Genomic DNA, 16,431 nt, shown 5'->3' with positions numbered 1-16,431 from the left:
ATGCTGGAAGATTTACGCGTGAACGGCTGGAGTCTGCGCCCCTGCTGCATGGTGGTGGCCTATCGGATTGCCCATTTTTGCTCCGTCTGGCGTAAAAAAAACATCTTAAACAACCTGTGGGCCGCTCCGATACTGGTGATGTACCGCCTTATCACCGAATGCCTGTTTGGCTATGAAATTCAGGCTGCTGCATCAATCGGTCGTCGTTTCACCATCCATCATGGCTATGGGGTGGTTATCAATAAACACGTGGTTGTGGGGGATGATTTTACCCTACGTCACGGCGTCACCATCGGCAATCTTGGCACCAACGATTTGTCCTGCCCGGTAATCGGTAACAGCGTTGAGCTGGGGGCCAATGTCACTCTGCTTGGCGACGTTGCTATTGGCGATAACGTGACGATTGGTGCCGGGAGCGTCGTGGTGGATAGCGTTCCGGACAATGCGCTGGTCGTGGGCGAGAAGGCACGGGTGAAGGTAATAAAATGAAGATATTACAATTTAATGTGCGACTCGCAGAAGGTGGGGCGGCAGGCGTGGCGTTAGATTTGCATCTGAGGTCGCTGGAAAAAGGGCTGTCGTCGCGTTTTGTCTATGGCTATGGCAAAGGCGGTAAAAAAAGCGCCAGCCATGCGAAATACCCGCAGATTATCAAATATACGCCGCGCCTGACGTCGGCGGCGAACATTGCGCTGTTTCGTTTCGCGAACCGCGACATGTTCGGCAATCTCGACAAGCTATATCGTACGGTTACCCGCACTAACGGCCCGCTGGTACTGCATTTTCATGTGTTGCACAGCTACTGGTTGAACCTGGAAGAGGTAGTCTCCTTTTGCCAAAAAGTGAAAGCGCATAAACCGGATATCACCTTCGTCTGGACGCTGCACGATCACTGGAGTGTGACCGGGCGCTGTGCCTTTACCGATGGCTGCGAAGGCTGGAAAACTGGCTGTCTGCAATGCCCAACGCTGAGCAACTATCCGCCGGTAAAAATCGATAAAGCACATCAGCAGTTACCCGGTAAGCGGCAGATGTTTCGTGCGATGCTGGCGCTGGGTTGCCAGTTTATCTCGCCCAGTCAGCATGTGGCCGACGCCTTCAACAGCCTGTATGGCGCGGGACGCTGCCGCATTATCAATAATGGCATTGATGTGGCAACTGAAACCATTCTTGCCGAACTACCCGCGATGCCTGAGGAGAGCGGTCGGCCGAAAATTGCCGTGGTGGCTCATGACCTGCGCTATGACGGCAAAACCAGTCAGCAACTGGTGCGAGCGATTACCGCGCTCGGAGACAAAATTGAGTTGCATACCTTCGGCAAATTTTCGCCATTTGCGGGAGATAACGTCATCAATCACGGTTTTGAGAGCGATAAGCGCACATTGATGAGTGCGCTTAATCAGATGGATGGACTGGTGTTCAGCTCCCGTGTCGATAACTACCCGCTGATTCTGTGCGAAGCGCTGTCCATCGGCGTACCGGTAATAGCCACGCACAGCGATGCCGCGCAGGAAGTGCTGGCTAAATCAGGTGGAAAAACGTTCAGCGAAGCTGAAGTGTTGCAACTGGTGCAGCTGAAAAAATCAGACATTGCGCAGGCGGTATTTGACACGTCGCTTGCCGCATTTAGCCAGCGCAGCCAGTTGGCATACAGTGGACAACAGATGCTGGAGGAATATGTCTCGTTCTATCAGAATCTGTAGCTATCTGGTGCTACCGCTGCTTTATCTGCTGGTTAACGTCAAACTTGCTCAGCTTGGCGAGAGCTTCCCGATAACCCTCGTCACATTCTTACCTGTTCTGCTGTTGCTGTTTGTTGAACGCATCAATATTAAAAAGCTAATGATAGCGCTGGGTTTGGGGGGCGGGCTGACGGTATTTAACTATTTGTTTGGTCAGTCACTGGATGCCAGCAAGTATGTAACGTCCGCTATGCTGTTTATCTACACCGTGGTGATCATTGGCATGGTATGGAGTATTCGCTTCAAAACCATTTCGCCGCATAACTTCATTAAAATCTTGCGCTTTTTCTGGCTGGTCGTGGGACTGGTGGTGGGGTTAGCTGCGGTTGAAATGGCACAGATAATTCTCAGCGGCGGCAGCAGTTTAATGGAAGTTATTTCGAAATATCTTATTTACAGTAATAGCTATGTTCTGAACTTTATTAAGTTTGGTGGGAAACGAACCACCGCGCTCTATTTCGAACCGGCATTCTTCGCTCTGGCGTTAATCTCAATTTGGCTCAGTATCAAACAGTTTGGTATCAAAACACCTAAGTCCGATGCTATGATTCTGGTAGGGATAATATTATCGGGATCGTTTTCAGGAGTAATGACGTTTATTTTGTTTTACCTCCTGGAATGGGCGTTTCAGTACCTAAATAAGGATGCGATAAAAAAGAAGCTACCTCTGGCGATAATCTCATTAAGCGTGTTTTTAGTTGGTGTGATATTTGCTTTTCCGTACATCGCAACGCGGCTTGGTGATTTAGGAACTGAAGGTTCGTCATCGTATTATCGTATCGTAGGACCATTAGTGATGGTCGGTTATTCGTTACTGAACGTTGATGGCGTAGTGAGATTTGGCTCACTTTATGAATACGTCGCGTCATTCGGAATTTTTAACGGTGCAGATGTCGGTAAAACAATAGATAATGGCTTGTATCTGCTGATTATTTATTTTTCATGGTTCGCGGTGATATTAGCCCTATGGTACATGGGGAAGGTCATGAAAATGATGATCAATGCGTTTGGCGATAATCAGAATTATCGGGTGCAGCTTTATCTTTTTACACCATTGTCACTGTTTTTTACAGGTTCAGTATTTAGTCCGGAATACGCATTTTTAATTGTGTGTCCGTTTATTTTGCGCAAGGCGCTGAATATCGCGAGGTAACTCACATGCTGCTCAGTATCATTACCGTCGCCTTTCGCAATCTGGAAGGGATCGTCAAAACTCACGCGTCGCTGGCACATCTGGCGCAAGCGGGTGATATCAGTTTTGAGTGGATTGTTGTTGATGGCGGCTCCTCGGATGGTACGTCGGCGTTTCTTGAAGGACTCAGTGGAGAACACCGGTTACGGTTTGTCAGCGAGCCGGATAACGGCATCTATGATGCGATGAACAAAGGCATCGCCATGGCGCGCGGGCGGTTTGCACTGTTCCTCAACTCCGGGGATATTCTGCATGCGAATGCGGCTTGTTTTATCCGCCAGCTAAAAATGCAGAGTGACCAAACTATGGTCATTGGCGATGCGTTGCTGGATTTCGGCAATGGCAACAAAATTAAGCGTCGGGCAAAACCGGGTTGGTATATTTATCACAGCCTGCCAGCCAGCCATCAGGCAATATTTTTTCCGCTCTCAGGACTGAATGTCTGGCATTATGATTTGCAATATAAAATATCGTCAGATTACGCGTTGGCAGCCAAATTATACAAGTCCGGTTACGCTTTTAAAAAGCTGCGCGGGTTGGTTTCGGAATTTTCTATGGGCGGAGTGTCAACGACGAATAATCTGGAATTGTGCCGGGATGCCAAAAAAGTACAGCGCCAGATATTAAACATGCCAGGTTTTTGGACCGGTTTGTCAGAATATTTGCGTCTGCGCACAACCGATAAAACAAAAACCTTATATGGAAAAACGTAAGGGCACAGTATGCAAGACTTAAGCGGATTTAAAGTGCCTGGAGGTTTTCGCGGCGGCGGCGCTATTAAAGTGCAATTATGGTGGGCGGTGCAAGCAACATTATTTCGCTGGTCTCCTCAGGTCATGTATCGCTGGCGTGCATTTTTATTACGGATGTTTGGCGCAAAAATAGGAAAAAACGTAGTTATTCGGCCTTCAGTAAAAATTACTTATCCGTGGAAACTAACTCTGGGAGATTATGCCTGGGTGGGTGATGACGCGGTTTTATATACGTTAGGTGATATTACGATTGGGGCCCACGCAGTTATTTCGCAAAAAAGTTATTTATGCACTGGGAGTCATGATTATGCCAGCCAACATTTTGATATTAACGCCACACCGATAGTGGTTGGCGATAAATGCTGGCTGGCGACAGATGTCTTTGTCGCGCCTGGCGTAACGATTGGCGATGGCACCGTCGTCGGAGCACGAAGCAGCGTATTTAAATCGCTGCCAGCAAATGTCATTTGTCGGGGAAATCCCGCAGTAGTCACGCGCGAACGCGTCGAGAAAGTTACTCCCTGAGGGGATCACTGAAGAGGTTATAACATGTCAAAAGTCGCTCTCATTACTGGCGTAACCGGGCAGGATGGTTCTTACCTGGCAGAACTCCTGCTGGAAAAAGGGTACGAAGTACACGGTATTAAGCGTCGCGCTTCATCATTCAACACCGAACGTGTGGACCACATCTACCAGGATCCGCATTCAGGCAATCCCAAATTTCATCTGCACTATGGCGATTTGACGGACTCCTCCAATCTGACCCGTATTTTACAGGAAGTCCAACCGGATGAAGTCTATAACCTGGGTGCCATGAGCCACGTTGCGGTGTCGTTTGATTCACCGGAATACACCGCAGACGTTGATGCGATCGGCACCTTGCGTTTGCTGGAGGCAATTCGCTTCCTTGGTCTGGAGAAAAAGACCCGTTTTTATCAGGCGTCCACCTCTGAGCTGTACGGTCTGGTTCAGGAAATCCCGCAGAAAGAGAGCACGCCGTTCTATCCGCGTTCACCGTATGCCGTTGCTAAGCTGTATGCCTACTGGATAACCGTCAACTACCGTGAGTCTTACGGGATGTATGCCTGTAACGGCATTCTGTTTAACCACGAGTCTCCGCGCCGCGGCGAAACCTTTGTCACTCGCAAAATTACCCGGGCGATCGCCAACATCGCTCAGGGGCTGGAGTCTTGCCTGTACCTGGGCAACATGGATTCACTGCGCGACTGGGGGCATGCCAAAGATTACGTCAGGATGCAGTGGATGATGCTGCAGCAGGATAAGCCGGAAGATTTCGTGATTGCCACCGGCGTGCAGTATTCCGTGCGCCAGTTTGTAGAAATGGCGGCTGCTCAGCTGGGGATTAAATTGCGCTTTGAAGGTGAGGGCGTGAATGAAAAAGGCATCGTGGTTTCCGTGACCGGACATGATGCACCGGGCGTGAAGCCAGGCGATGTCATGATTGCCGTTGACCCGCGCTACTTCCGTCCGGCTGAGGTGGAAACGCTGCTGGGCGATCCGGCCAAAGCACATGAAAAACTGGGCTGGAAACCGGAAATCACGCTGCGCCAGATGATCTCGGAAATGGTTGCTAACGATCTTGATGCGGCGAAGAAACATTCCCTGCTCAAGTCGCACGGTTACGAGGTCGCCATCGCGCTGGAGTACTGAGGATGAAGACACAACGTATTTTTGTGGCGGGCCATCGCGGGATGGTGGGGTCCGCCATCGTCAGACAATTGTCGCAGCGAAATAATGTGGAGCTGGTGCTGCGTACCCGCGACCAGCTTAATCTGCTGGACGCCAGTGCGGTGCAGGCGTTTTTTGCCGCTGAACGTATTGACCAGGTTTATCTGGCGGCGGCAAAAGTAGGAGGGATTGTGGCAAACAATACTTATCCTGCTGATTTTATTTATGAAAATATGATGATTGAGAGCAACATTATTCATGCTGCACATCTGCATAACGTGAATAAACTGTTGTTTCTCGGGTCATCCTGTATTTATCCCAAGCAAGCTACCCAGCCAATCGCCGAGAGTGAACTGTTGCAGGGGACACTTGAACCGACCAATGAGCCGTATGCGATTGCCAAAATTGCCGGGATCAAGCTGTGTGAATCGTATAACCGACAGTATGGCCGTGATTATCGCTCGGTGATGCCGACTAATCTGTATGGGCCGCATGACAACTTTCATCCGAGTAATTCGCATGTGATCCCGGCGCTGCTGCGCCGCTTTCATGAAGCTTGCGGGCAAAATGCGCCGGATGTGGTGGTATGGGGCAGCGGGACGCCAATGCGTGAATTTCTGCATGTCGACGATATGGCGGCGGCCAGTATCCACGTGATGGAGTTGGCTCAGGAAGTGTTGCAGGAATATACCCAGCCGATGCTGTCGCATATCAACGTGGGTACCGGCGTGGACTGCACCATCCGTGAACTGGCGCAGACTATTGCGGAGGTCGTGGGTTACAAGGGGCGCGTGGTGTTTGACGCCAGCAAACCGGACGGCACGCCGCGAAAATTGCTTGACGTTACGCGTCTGCATCAGTTGGGCTGGTATCACGAGATATCTCTGCAAGCGGGACTTGCCAGTACATATCAGTGGTTTCTTGAAAACCAGCAGCGTTACCGGGGGTAAGCATGTTTTTACGTCATGAGGATTTTGCCACCGTCGTACGTTCAACTCCGCTGATTTCCATCGATTTGATCGTGGAAAACGCCCACGGTGAATTTCTGCTTGGCAAGCGCCTCAATCGTCCTGCGCAGGGGTACTGGTTTGTGCCCGGCGGTCGGGTGCAAAAAGATGAACCGCTGTACGCGGCCTTTGAGCGGCTTACTGAAGCTGAGCTGGGGTTACGTTTACCGCTGTCCGCTGCGCAGTTTTACGGTGTCTGGCAGCACTTCTATGATGACAACTTTTCCGGGGAAGATTTCTCAACGCATTACATCGTGCTGGGATTTCGTCTGCGGGTGTCGGAAAACGACCTGCAACTGCCTGACGTTCAACATGACGCGTACCGCTGGCTGGCAATTGAAGAGATTCTGGCCAGTGACCACGTGCACGACAACAGCCGGGCTTACTTCTGTGAGAAGAGTCAGGCCGGAGCACCCGGGCTATGAAGATCCTTGTGTATGGCATCAACTATTCGCCGGAGTTGACCGGTATCGGTAAATACACCGGTGAAATGGTGGAGTGGATGGCGCAACAGGGGCATGACGTACGGGTGATCACTGCGCCGCCTTATTATCCGCAGTGGAAGGTCAACGGTCGCTATTCATCCTGGCGCTACCGTCGTGAAGAGGGCGATGCCATCGTCTGGCGTTGCCCGCTGTATGTGCCTGAGCAGCCCTCCACGCTCAAGCGTTTACTGCATTTAGGCAGTTTCGCCCTGAGCAGTTTCTTCCCGCTGCTGGCGCAGCGCCGCTGGAAGCCGGATCGCATCATTGGGGTAGTGCCAACGCTGTTTTGTACGCCGGGCATGCGTCTGCTGGCGAAGCTGTCCGGGGCGCGCACGCTGCTGCATATTCAGGATTACGAAGTCGATGCCATGCTGGGGCTTGGCATGGCGGGCAATGGCAAGCGTGGCGCGGTGGAAAAACTGGCCAGCGCCTTTGAGCGCAGTGGGCTGTTGAATATGGATCATATTTCGACCATTTCTCGCTCAATGATGAATAAAGCACAGGAAAAGGGCGTTGATGCACAGAAGGTCATTTTCTTTCCGAACTGGTCAGAAGTAGCGCGTTTTCGTGACGTGAACGATGCCGATGCTCTGGCGTTGCGCCAGCAACTGGGCTTGCCTGATGATAAAAAAATCATTCTCTACTCAGGCAATATCGGTGAAAAGCAAGGGCTGGAGAGTGTGATCGACGCAGCGGCCCTGTTGAGCGAACAGCCCTGGCTGTTTGTGATTGTCGGGCAGGGCGGAGGTAAAGCACAACTGGAGAGTATGTCTGGCGAACGCGGCCTGAACAATGTGATCTTCTTTCCGCTGCAATCTTATGACGCGCTGCCTGCGCTGCTCAAGATGGCGGACTGCCATCTGGTGGTACAAAAGCGCGGTGCGGCGGATGCCGTATTGCCCTCCAAACTGACCAATATCCTCGCCGTTGGCGGTAACGCGGTGATTACCGCCGAACCTGAGACCGAGTTGGGTCAGCTGTGTGGCGCTCACCCAGGCATCGCGGTGTGTGTCGAGCCTGAATCAGTGAATGCGCTGGTTGGCGGGATTCAACAGGCGCTAACCATGCCAAAAGTGAACACGGTGGCACGTGACTATGCCGAACGCACGCTGGATAAAGATAACGTGCTTAGCCAATTTATTGCTGATATTCGGGGTTAATGATGAGTCAAAGCAAACTCTTTCCGGTAGTGATGGCCGGTGGCTCGGGTAGCCGTTTATGGCCTCTGTCCCGCGTATTGTATCCAAAGCAGTTCCTGTGCCTGAAAGGTGATCTCACCATGCTGCAGACAACGATCTGTCGTCTGAACGGCGTGGAGTGTGAAAGCCCGGTGGTTATCTGTAATGAACAACACCGTTTCATCGTCGCGGAACAGCTACGGCAACTGCACAAGCTGACTGAGAACATTATTCTCGAACCCGCCGGTCGTAACACGGCACCGGCGATAGCGCTGGCCGCACTGGCGGCAAAACGTCAGTGTCCGGGGGACGATCCGCTGCTGCTGGTATTGGCGGCCGATCACATGATTGCCGACGAAGAGGCTTTTCGCGAGGCGGTTCGCAATGCAATGCCCTATGCCAGTGCGGGTAAGCTGGTGACGTTTGGTATCGTGCCGGACCAGCCGGAAACGGGCTATGGCTATATCCGCCGTGGCGAGGTTTCGCCAACGAATACCGACGCCGTGGCGTTCGAAGTAGCGCAGTTTGTTGAAAAGCCCAATCTGGAAACCGCGCAGGCTTATGTGGCGAACGGCGATTACTACTGGAACAGCGGCATGTTCTTGTTCCGCGCCGGACGTTATCTGGAAGAACTGAAAAAATATCGCCCCGACATTCTTCAGGCCTGTGAGAATGCCATGAGTGCGGTTGACCCCGATCTCGATTTTATCCGCGTTGATGAACAGGCGTTTCTCGACTGTCCGGAAGAGTCTGTGGACTATGCGGTAATGGAACGTACGGCCGATGCGGTGGTAATGCCCATGAACGCAGGCTGGAGCGATGTTGGCTCCTGGTCATCGCTGTGGGAAATCAGCGCCCATACCGCCGAAGGCAATGTGCATCATGGCGACGTCATTAGCCACAAAACGGAGAACAGTTACGTGTATGCCGAATCTGGCCTGGTGACGACCGTCGGGGTGAAGGATCTGGTGGTGGTGCAGACCAAAGATGCGGTGCTGATCGCCGATCGCAACGCGGTGCAGGACGTCAAAAAAGTGGTGGAGCAAATTAAAGCTGACGGACGACATGAACACCATATTCACCGTGAAGTTTACCGTCCGTGGGGCAAGTACGACTCCATTGATGCCGGAGACCGTTACCAGGTGAAGCGAATTACCGTTAAACCAGGTGAGGGATTGTCCGTGCAGATGCATCATCACCGGGCTGAACACTGGGTGGTGGTGGCCGGTACCGCGAAAGTGACGATCAATGATGATATCAAACTGCTCGCTGAAAACGAGTCTGTCTATATTCCGCTGGGGGCGACCCATTGTCTGGAGAACCCGGGGAAAATCCCGCTCGATCTGATTGAAGTGCGCTCCGGATCTTACCTCGATGAGGATGATGTGGTGCGGTTTGCGGACAGATACGGGCGCGCCTGATGCAGGATGCGCCGCGCTTATCCGGCCTACAACACCGTAGGCCCGGTAAGCGAAGCGCGCCGGGAAATGCATTTAACACTCATTAAAAGGCTCATTAAGAGTCAGGGCCTCCTGTTGCCTGAAGAAGGGTAAATCATGACGAAATTAACCTGTTTCAAAGCCTACGATATTCGCGGCAGGCTGGGCGAAGAGCTGAATGAAGATATCGCGTGGCGTATTGGCCGAGCTTACGGTGAGTTCCTGAAGCCAAAAACGATTGTCCTCGGTGGTGATGTGCGCCTGACCAGCAAGACGCTAAAGCTGGCGTTGGCGAAAGGACTTCAGGATGCGGGGGTGGATGTGCTGGATATTGGCATGTCGGGTACCGAAGAGATTTATTTCGCCACCTTCCACCTGGGTATTGACGGCGGTATTGAAGTGACCGCCAGCCATAATCCTATGGATTACAACGGCATGAAGCTGGTGCGGGAAGGGGCACGGCCCATCAGCGGTGATACCGGTCTGCGCGACGTACAGCGCCTGGCGGAAGCCAACGACTTCCCGGCGGTTGATGAGACAAAACGTGGCCGCTACCAGCGTATTACTATCCGTGATGCCTACATTGACCACCTGCTGGGTTACATCAATCCCGCCAATCTGAAACCGATGAAGCTGGTGCTCAATTCCGGCAACGGCGCGGCAGGTCCGGTGGTTGACGCCATTGAAGCCCGTTTTAAAACATTGGGCGTGCCGGTCGAGTTCATCAAAATCCACAATACGCCGGATGGCAACTTCCCCAACGGTATTCCCAATCCTCTGCTGCCGGAATGCCGGGCTGACACGCGCAACGTGGTGATTGAACACGGCGCCGATATGGGGATTGCCTTCGACGGTGATTTTGACCGCTGCTTCCTGTTCGATGAAAAAGGTCAGTTCATTGAGGGTTACTACATTGTCGGCCTGCTGGCGGAGGCGTTTCTGGAGAAGAATCCGGGGGCGAAGATTATCCACGACCCGCGTCTGTCCTGGAACACCGTGGACGTGGTGACGGCGGCAGGCGGTAAACCGGTGATGTCAAAAACCGGGCACGCGTTTATCAAAGAGCGGATGCGCCACGAAGATGCCGTCTATGGCGGTGAAATGAGTGCGCATCACTATTTCCGTGACTTTGCCTACTGTGACAGCGGCATGATCCCGTGGCTGCTGGTGGCTGAACTGCTTTGTCTGAAAGGACAGTCGCTGGGCGAACTGGTCCGCGACCGGATGGTGGCCTATCCGGCGAGTGGTGAAATAAACAGCACGCTGGCAGAGCCGGCGGCAGCGATTGCGCGCGTGGAGCAGCATTTTTCCCGTGAGGCGCTGACGGTAGACAGAACGGACGGTATCAGCATGTCGTTTGTCGACTGGCGCTTCAATTTACGCTCTTCCAATACCGAACCGGTGGTGCGCCTGAACGTGGAATCGCGCGGAGATATTCCGTTGATGGAAGCGCGAACGCGCACTCTTCTGGCGTTACTGAATCAGTAATGCTGGTGCTTCCTTTGCCCGATTCTGGGCAAAGGGTGACTAACAGGAACCACGATGACACATCTAAAGAAGCGCGAGCGCGCCAAAACCAATGCGTCGTTAATTTCGATGGTGCAACGCTTTTCAGATATCACCATCATGTTTGGCGGGTTGTGGGTGATCTGCGAATTAAGCGGTTTGCCTTTCCTGTACATGCACCTGCTGGTGGCGCTGATCACGCTGGTCGTTTTTCAGATGCTCGGTGGCATAACGGATTTTTATCGCTCCTGGCGTGGTGTCAAAATGACCACTGAGCTGGTGCTGTTGCTGCAAAACTGGACGCTGAGCCTGATTTTTTGCGCAGGTCTGATCGCCTTTAATAACGATTTTGATAACCGTCTCGCCGTCTGGCTGGCGTGGTATCTGCTATCCAGCGTTGGCCTGGTGTTGAGTCGTTCGTTTATTCGCTACGGCGCGGGATGGCTGCGCAATCGCGGGTACAACACTCGTCGAGTGGCGGTGGCAGGGGACCTGCCAGCCGGCCAAATGCTGCTGGAGAGCTTTCGCCATGAACCGTGGCTGGGGTTTGAAGTTGCAGGTATCTATCACGACCCTATCCCTGGAAAAAACTCCCGCGACTGGGCCGGTAATCTGCAACAACTGGTGGATGACGCTAAAGCCTCACGCATTCATAACGTTTATATCGCCATGTCGATGAGCGATGGTGCCAGCGTCAAAAAATTAGTGCGCGAGTTGGCCGATACCACCTGTTCAGTGCTCCTTATTCCTGATGTCTTTACCTTCAACATTCTGCATTCACGGATTGAAGAGATGAACGGCATTCCGGTGGTGCCGCTGTATGACACGCCACTCTCGGGGATTAATCGTCTGTTAAAGCGCGCGGAAGATATCGTGCTGGCTTCACTGATCCTGCTACTTATTTCCCCGGTGCTGTGTGGTATAGCGCTACTGGTAAAACTGACCTCCAAAGGACCGGTGATTTTCCGCCAGACTCGCTATGGCATGGACGGCAAACCGATCAAAGTCTGGAAGTTTCGCTCGATGAAAGTGATGGAAAACGATGCGGTGGTGACGCAGGCGACGCAAAACGATCCGCGCGTTACCCCTGTGGGGAATTTCCTGCGTCGGACGTCGCTCGATGAACTGCCGCAGTTTATTAACGTACTGACCGGGGGCATGTCTATCGTCGGGCCACGCCCGCATGCGGTGGCGCATAACGAACAGTACCGCCAACTGATTGAGGGATACATGTTACGCCATAAGGTGAAACCGGGTATTACCGGCTGGGCGCAAATCAACGGCTGGCGCGGTGAAACCGATACGCTGGAAAAAATGGAGAAACGTGTGGAGTTTGACCTCGAATACATTCGCGAGTGGAGCGTGTGGTTCGATATCAAAATTGTTTTTCTGACGGTTTTCAAAGGCTTTGTCAACAAAGCGGCGTATTAACATGAGTTTACGAGAAAAAACGCTTAACGGCGCAAAGTGGTCGGCGATTGCCACGGTGATCATTATTGGGCTCGGACTTATTCAGATGACCGTCCTGGCGCGGATTATTGATAACCACCAGTTCGGGTTGTTAACCGTGTCGCTGGTGATCATAGCGCTGGCCGATACGTTGTCTGACTTTGGTATCGCTAACTCAATCATTCAGCGTAAAGAGATTGGCTATCTTGAACTGACGACGCTGTACTGGATCAACGTTGGGCTGGGTATTGTGGTATGCGTGGCGATGTTTCTGCTGAGCGAGACGATTGCCCATGTGCTCAATAATCCTGAACTGGCACCGCTCATCAACACCTTATCACTGGCGTTTGTGGTGATACCGCACGGGCAGCAGTTTCGTGCGCTAATGCAAAAAGAGCTGGCTTTCAACAAAATTGGCATGATTGAAACCAGTTCGGTGCTGGCTGGATTTACCTTTACCGTGGTCAGCGCCCATTTCTGGCCGCTCGCGCTGACGGCCATTCTTGGGTATCTGGTGAATAGTACGCTACGTACGCTGCTGTTCGGCTATTTTGGCCGCCGGATTTACCGACCCGGGCTGCATTTTTCACTGGCATCCGTTTCGTCGAACCTGCGTTTTGGCGCATGGCTGACGGCAGACAGCATCATCAATTACATCAATACCAACCTTTCCACGCTGGTTTTAGCCCGCACGTTGGGAGCTGGCGTGGCGGGCGGATTCAATCTCGCCTGGAACGTGGCGGTTGTCCCGCCGATAAAACTGAACCCGATTATCACCCGCGTGCTGTTTCCGGCGTTTGCCAGAATCCAGGACGACAGCGAAAAACTACGGGTGAATTTTTACAAGCTGCTGTCAGTGGTTGGGATTATCAACTTCCCGGCGCTACTGGGACTGATGGTGGTGTCGGACAATGTGGTGCCGCTGGTGTTTGGCGAGAAGTGGAACGGCATTATTCCGGTCCTGCAACTATTGTGCATTGTGGGTTTGCTGCGCTCGGTGGGGAATCCAATAGGATCGCTCTTGATGGCGAAAGCCCGGGTCGATATCAGCTTCAAATTCAATGTGTTCAAAACCTTTCTGTTTATTCCTGCCATTTTCATTGGCGGTCATCTGGCGGGGGCGATTGGCGTGACGCTGGGCTTTCTGTTGGTCCAGGTGATTAACACGATCCTCAGCTACTTCGTGATGATCAAACCTGTTCTTGGCTCCAGCTACAGTCAGTACATGCTCAGCCTGTGGCTGCCGTTGTATCTCTCCTTACCAACCCTTGTGGTGAGCTATGCGTTGGGCTTAACCCTGCGTAACCAGGTGCCATTAAGCGCGCTGCTGGGGATCCAGATAGCGGCAGGAGCACTGGTGTTTGCGCTAATGATTGTGCTGTCGCGCCATCCGCTGGTGGTGGAAATAAAACGCCAACTCTGTCGCAGTGAAAAAATGAAAACCTTGCTCCGTGCGGGATAAGAACAACGTTTTAAGAGGTCATAATGAAATTACTAATTTTAGGCAACCATACCTGCGGGAACCGAGGGGATAGCGCGATCCTGCGCGGTTTGCTGGATGCCATTAACGCGTTGCGTCCCGAGACCGAAGTGGATGTGATGAGTCGTTACCCGGTGAGCTCTTCGTGGTTGCTAAACCGCCCGGTGATGGGCGACCCGCTGTATTTGCAGATGAAGCAACATAACAACGCAGCGGGTGTTATGGGGCGCGTGAAGAAAGTGCTGCGTCGTCGCTATCAGCATCAGGTACTACTCTCGCGTGTTACCGATTCCGGTAATCTGCGCAATATCGCTATCGCCCAGGGCTTTACCGATTTTGTCCGTCTGCTGTCGCGCTATGACGCCATCATCCAGGTCGGCGGATCGTTCTTTGTCGATCTGTATGGCGTGCCGCAGTTTGAACATGCCCTGTGTTCGTTTATGGCGAAAAAACCGCTGTACATGATTGGTCACAGCGTGGGGCCATTCCAGGATGAGCAGTTTAATCAACTGGCGAACTACGTGTTTGGTCACTGTAATGCGCTGATTTTACGTGAATCCGTCAGTCTGGATCTGATGAAGCGCAGCGCAATTACCACGGATAAAGTCGAAACAGGCGTGGATACGGCCTGGCTGGTTGACAACCATCATGAGGATTTTGAGCCAGGTTATGCGGTACAGCACTGGTTAGACATGGCGGCTAAACAGAAGACCGTTGCCATTACATTGCGTGAGCTGGCTCCTTTTGATAAGCGTCTGGGGACAACGCAGCAGGCCTATGAGCAAGCCTTTTCCGGGGTGGTGAACCGCATCCTCGACGAAGGTTACCAGGTGATAGCGCTGTCAACTTGCACCGGTATTGATAGTTACAACAAAGATGACCGCATGGTGGCGTTAAACCTGCGCCAGTATGTTAACGATCCGGCCCGATATCACGTGGTGATGGATGAACTTAACGATCTGGAGATGGGGAAGATTCTGGGCGCATGCGATCTGACGGTGGGAACTCGCTTGCATTCTGCCATCATCTCGATGAATTTTATGACGCCTGCCATCGCCATTAACTACGAGCACAAATCGGCCGGGATCATGCAACAACTGGGGTTACCGGAGATGGCTGTTGATATTCGTCATCTTCTCGATGGCAGTCTCGAAGGGAAGGTTGCCGATACTCTCGGACAGTTACCTGAGCTGCGCATACGTCTCGGCGACGCGGTTATGCGCGAACGCGAACGTGGGGTACGCATGGTGCAGTCGGTTTTAACGCGTATTGAGGGGGAAAAATGAAGATTGGTTTTTTTCTGCTTAAATTTCCGCTCTCCTCCGAGACATTTGTACTCAATCAGATAACCGCATTTATCGATATGGGCTACGACGTGGAGATTGTCGCTTTGCAGAAAGGCGATCTTGAAAATACTCATGCCTCCTTTAATACCTACCGTCTGGGTGAAAAAACTCGCTGGTTGCTGAATGAACCGGAAAGCAAACTGGCGAAACTGAAATATAGGGCAGCGGCGGCTCTGCACGGTATTACCCGCGCAGCGACCTGGAAAGCGCTTAATGTTGCACGCTATGGTGAGGAGGCGCGCAATCTGATTTTGGCTGCTATTTGCGGCGGGAATCCGCGAGCATTTGAGGCGGATGTCTTTATTGCTCATTTTGGGCCCGCAGGCGTAACGGCCGCCAAGCTGCGTGAGCTTGGGATGATCCGCGGAAAAATCGCCACGGTATTTCATGGGGTTGATGTTTCGCACCGGGGCGTTTTGGCCCGCTATACCCCTGAGTATCAGCAACTGTTTCAACGTGGAGATTTGATGTTACCCATCAGCAATCTCTGGGCCGGACGTTTAAAAAACATGGGATGCCCGCCGCAAAAAATCGCGGTTTCGCGTATGGGCATTGATATGACGCGTTTTACCCCTCGCCAACTAAAAGCACCAGCCGCACCGCTGGAAATAATCTCTGTTGCCCGGTTAACCGAGAAAAAAGGACTGCACCTCGCCATCGAAGCTTGTCGTCAGTTAAAAGAGCAGGGCGTTTCATTTCGTTATCGAATTCTGGGTATCGGCCCTTGGGAGCGTCGTTTACGTACGCTGATCGAGCAATATCAACTCGATGGCGTTATTGAGATGCCCGGCTTTAAGCCCAGTCATCAAGTAAAGGAGATGCTTGAACAGGCGGATGTATTTTTGCTGCCTTCGATCACCGGAAGAGACGGCGATATGGAAGGGATCCCGGTGGCACTGATGGAGGCAATGGCGGTGGGTATTCCGGTGATTTCCACCGTTCACAGCGGGATCCCGGAGCTGGTCGAGTCGGGTAAATCAGGCTGGCTGGCACCGGAAAACGACGCGCAGGCACTGGCAGAGCGTTTAGCGGCATTTAGCCTGCTCGACAGTGAGCAGGTACAGTCGATTGTGCAGTGTGCGCGCGAAAAAATTGAAAATGAATTTAATCAGTTAGCTATCAATAAACAGTTAGCCAGTCTGCTGCAAACGATGTAAATCGAGGTT

The 16,431-nt window shown here is 52.3% G+C and carries 15 protein-coding genes; all 15 read left to right on the top strand.

The annotated features are described in order from the left end of the window. Entirely contained in the window at positions 1–489 is a 489-nt protein-coding gene (wcaB, locus tag OGV74_RS13895; protein WP_003036758.1) for a colanic acid biosynthesis acetyltransferase WcaB, read from the top strand. Beyond that, positions 486–1,703: a colanic acid biosynthesis glycosyltransferase WcaC gene (gene wcaC, locus OGV74_RS13890; protein WP_086504322.1), complete on the top strand. Its 1,218-nt coding sequence runs from the start codon at positions 486–488 to the stop codon at positions 1,701–1,703. Before wcaB ends, wcaC begins: the two co-directional genes overlap by 4 nt. After that, positions 1,678–2,895 carry a colanic acid polymerase WcaD gene (wcaD, locus tag OGV74_RS13885; RefSeq protein WP_086504321.1) on the top strand — a complete coding sequence of 406 codons (1,218 nt, stop codon included), beginning with the start codon at positions 1,678–1,680 and terminating at the stop codon, positions 2,893–2,895. The genes wcaC and wcaD overlap by 26 nt, the downstream gene beginning before the upstream one ends. Positions 2,896–2,900: 5 nt before the next feature. Next, positions 2,901–3,647, top strand: a complete 747-nt coding sequence (gene wcaE, locus OGV74_RS13880) for a colanic acid biosynthesis glycosyltransferase WcaE (RefSeq protein ID WP_086504320.1) — start codon at positions 2,901–2,903, stop codon at positions 3,645–3,647. A 9-nt stretch (positions 3,648–3,656) separates the two neighbouring features. Further along, entirely contained in the window at positions 3,657–4,211 is a 555-nt protein-coding gene (wcaF, locus tag OGV74_RS13875; RefSeq protein WP_003036750.1) for a colanic acid biosynthesis acetyltransferase WcaF, read from the top strand. A 24-nt stretch (positions 4,212–4,235) separates the two neighbouring features. Continuing rightward, positions 4,236–5,357 carry a GDP-mannose 4,6-dehydratase gene (gmd, locus tag OGV74_RS13870; protein ID WP_003036748.1) on the top strand — a complete coding sequence of 374 codons (1,122 nt, stop codon included), beginning with the start codon at positions 4,236–4,238 and terminating at the stop codon, positions 5,355–5,357. 2 nt (positions 5,358–5,359) lie between these two features. Beyond that, a complete protein-coding gene (gene fcl / locus OGV74_RS13865) occupies positions 5,360–6,325 on the top strand; it encodes a GDP-L-fucose synthase (RefSeq protein ID WP_086504318.1) in 966 nt (321 codons plus the stop codon). A 2-nt stretch (positions 6,326–6,327) separates the two neighbouring features. Continuing rightward, a complete protein-coding gene (locus OGV74_RS13860; protein ID WP_071697530.1) occupies positions 6,328–6,807 on the top strand; it encodes a GDP-mannose mannosyl hydrolase in 480 nt (159 codons plus the stop codon). After that, a complete protein-coding gene (gene wcaI, locus OGV74_RS13855; RefSeq protein WP_086504317.1) occupies positions 6,804–8,027 on the top strand; it encodes a colanic acid biosynthesis fucosyltransferase WcaI in 1,224 nt (407 codons plus the stop codon). The genes OGV74_RS13860 and wcaI overlap by 4 nt, the downstream gene beginning before the upstream one ends. Positions 8,028–8,029: 2 nt before the next feature. Further along, the gene (cpsB, locus tag OGV74_RS13850; protein ID WP_048218096.1) at positions 8,030–9,466 is read left to right on the top strand and encodes a mannose-1-phosphate guanyltransferase; all 1,437 of its coding nucleotides are present in this window, start codon (positions 8,030–8,032) and stop codon (positions 9,464–9,466) included. A gap of 135 nt (positions 9,467–9,601) precedes the next feature. Next, entirely contained in the window at positions 9,602–10,972 is a 1,371-nt protein-coding gene (gene cpsG / locus OGV74_RS13845) for a colanic acid biosynthesis phosphomannomutase CpsG (protein WP_086504316.1), read from the top strand. Positions 10,973–11,026: 54 nt separating this feature from the next. After that, a complete protein-coding gene (gene wcaJ / locus OGV74_RS13840) occupies positions 11,027–12,421 on the top strand; it encodes an undecaprenyl-phosphate glucose phosphotransferase (protein ID WP_086504315.1) in 1,395 nt (464 codons plus the stop codon). A gap of 1 nt (position 12,422) precedes the next feature. Further along, positions 12,423–13,901 (top strand): colanic acid undecaprenyl disphosphate flippase WzxC, encoded by a 1,479-nt coding sequence (gene wzxC / locus OGV74_RS13835; protein ID WP_086504314.1) that lies wholly within the window; start codon positions 12,423–12,425, stop codon positions 13,899–13,901. Between the two features lie 23 nt (positions 13,902–13,924). Further along, positions 13,925–15,205, top strand: coding sequence for a colanic acid biosynthesis pyruvyl transferase WcaK (gene wcaK / locus OGV74_RS13830; protein WP_086504313.1), 1,281 nt, complete (start codon positions 13,925–13,927; stop codon positions 15,203–15,205). After that, positions 15,202–16,422 carry a colanic acid biosynthesis glycosyltransferase WcaL gene (wcaL, locus tag OGV74_RS13825; protein ID WP_086504312.1) on the top strand — a complete coding sequence of 407 codons (1,221 nt, stop codon included), beginning with the start codon at positions 15,202–15,204 and terminating at the stop codon, positions 16,420–16,422. Before wcaK ends, wcaL begins: the two co-directional genes overlap by 4 nt. Positions 16,423–16,431 lie beyond the last annotated feature (9 nt).

It is taken from the genome of Citrobacter sp. Cf116, from assembly GCF_030336505.1.
Taxonomy (GTDB): domain Bacteria; phylum Pseudomonadota; class Gammaproteobacteria; order Enterobacterales; family Enterobacteriaceae; genus Citrobacter; species Citrobacter freundii.
Note: the sequence above shows the minus strand (reverse complement) of the source record. Positions and strands in the feature narration are given on the sequence as shown.